The following is a 2,044-nucleotide window of genomic DNA, read 5'->3' on the forward strand; positions in this document are numbered from 1 at the left end:
TTCGACTACATCGAGCGCTTCTACAACCCGGTGCGCAAACACTCAAAGCTAGACTTCCTCAGCCCAGTCGACTTTGAGCAAGGCTTAATGGGCTAAGCAAACCGTCCGGGAAACTGGGGGAAGCCCATACAGCAGGTTTATCAATAACTTAGGCGAGTTCAACATATGCCGGTGCTTTCCGAAACCTGACCTGACTTCCGACCGCCTGACTCCTATCCGGCTCTTGGAATCCGGGTCTTCCCAAGGAGTCATCATGGCTAAGATCAAACTCACTAAGTCCGCTGTCGACGCAGCGCAACCCCAGGCAGAGGCCGTCGAACTCAGGGATACGCTGGTCCCCGGCTTCCTGTGCAAGATTACCCCGGCGGGTCGCAAGGTGTTCATGCTCCAGTATCGGACGAACGCTGGCGAGCGCCGCAAACCCTCGCTAGGGCTGTACGGGGAGCTGACCGTCGAACAGGCGCGGTCGCTGGCGCAGGAATGGCTCGCCCAGGTTCGCCGAGGCGGCGATCCCGCCGCGGAGAAGGCAGAGGCGCGCCAGGCCCCCACGGTCAAAGAGCTATGCACGAAGTTCATGGAGGACTACTCCAAGAAGCGCAACAAGCTCAGTACCCAGGCCGGCTATCAGGCCGTCATCAATCGCAACATCATCCCGCTGCTAGGCCGCAAGAAAGTTCAGGACGTGAAGCGTCCTGACATCGCAGGGCTGATGGAGAAGCTCTCGTATAAGCAGACCGAGGCGAACAAGGTCTTCAGCGTCTTGCGCAAGATGTTCAACATGGCCGAGGTATGGGGCTATCGGCCCGACGGCACCAACCCATGCCGTCACGTCCCAATGTTCCCTGCCGGCAAATCAACCCACCTCATCAGCGATGAAGAAATGGGCGACTTGTTCCGGCAGCTCGACAAGATCGAGTCGGAGGGACTAGAGAACTACGTCATCCCTTTGGGCATCCGCCTGCAATTCGAGTTCGCTGGCCGTCGCTCGGAAATCATTGCGCTGGAATGGGACTGGGTTGACCTGCAGAACCGGCGGGTCGTCTGGCCTGATAGCAAGACCGGCGGCATGTCCAAGCCCATGAGCGAGGAAGCCTATCGGCTACTCTCGACGGCACCCCGGCAGGAGGGCTGCCGCTACGTGCTGCCTTCTCCGAGCCACGCCGGCAAACATCTGACCACGGGCGAGTATTACGGTGGCTGGAGCCGTGCGCTCAAGGCGGCTGGCGCCACGCACGTGGGCACGCACGGCATCCGCCACCGTTCGGCGACCGACATTGCTAATTCGGGCATCCCGGTCAAGGTCGGCATGGCGCTGACGGCGCACAAGACCGTCGTGATGTTCATGCGCTACGTCCACACCGAGGACAAGCCGGTGCGAGACGCGGCCGAACTGGTGGCGAATCGTCGCAAGACGATCACCGGGATGCAACGAGCCAAAGAGGTGGCGGCATGACCCGGCACAAGGCGTCTGTCACGTCGCCAGCAGCGCCGGTGGCGCTGCTGGGCGACATCCGGGCACTGATCGAGGCGTCGCACCAGCGCGCCGCTTCAGCGGTCAATGCCGAGCTGACCTTGCTGTTCTGGCGCATCGGTCAGCGCATCCATACGGAAGTGCTGGCCGGGCAGCGGGCCGGGTACGGCGAGGAAATCCTGCCAACCCTGGCCGAGCAGCTTGCCCGTGACTACGGGCGGGGTTTCGGGGAGAAGAACCTGCGCCGGATGGTCAAGTTCGCCGCCACGTTCCCTGACGAACCAATTGTCGCGACACTGTCGCGACAATTGAGCTGGTCGCATTTCGTCCTGCTGCTGGCGCTCAAGGAGCCGATGCAGCGGGACTACTACGCGCAGATGGCCGGCGTCGAACGGTGGAGCGTTCGGACACTGCGCGAGCGCACCGACTCGATGCTGTACGAACGCAAGGGGTATCTATTTAGCTCCAGCAGCGCCAGAATAGCTGGATGGAAACCCAGATGCTAACGCCGACTCCCGGGCAGGACTACCCTCGCACCTGGAACGAATTTCTTGACTGGTTTGCCACCGAAGA

The 2,044-nt window shown here is 61.4% G+C and carries 3 protein-coding genes; all 3 read left to right on the forward strand.

Features of this window, described 5'->3' with window-relative positions:
• On the forward strand, positions 1 to 96 hold a 96-nt coding region (locus tag M3149_RS23240), incomplete at its 5' end, for an IS3 family transposase (RefSeq protein WP_353056840.1).
• A 157-nt stretch (positions 97 to 253) separates the two neighbouring features.
• Entirely contained in the window at positions 254 to 1,453 is a 1,200-nt protein-coding gene (locus M3149_RS22530; protein ID WP_026437470.1) for a tyrosine-type recombinase/integrase, read from the forward strand.
• Complete coding sequence (locus M3149_RS22535) at positions 1,450 to 1,977, forward strand: DUF1016 N-terminal domain-containing protein (RefSeq protein WP_435370779.1); 528 nt, start codon at positions 1,450 to 1,452, stop codon at positions 1,975 to 1,977. The genes M3149_RS22530 and M3149_RS22535 overlap by 4 nt, the downstream gene beginning before the upstream one ends.
• The last annotated feature ends 67 nt before the right edge of the window (positions 1,978 to 2,044 follow it).

The sequence above is a fragment of the Hydrogenophaga intermedia genome (assembly GCF_023715105.1).
Lineage (GTDB): Bacteria > Pseudomonadota > Gammaproteobacteria > Burkholderiales > Burkholderiaceae_C > Hydrogenophaga > Hydrogenophaga intermedia_A.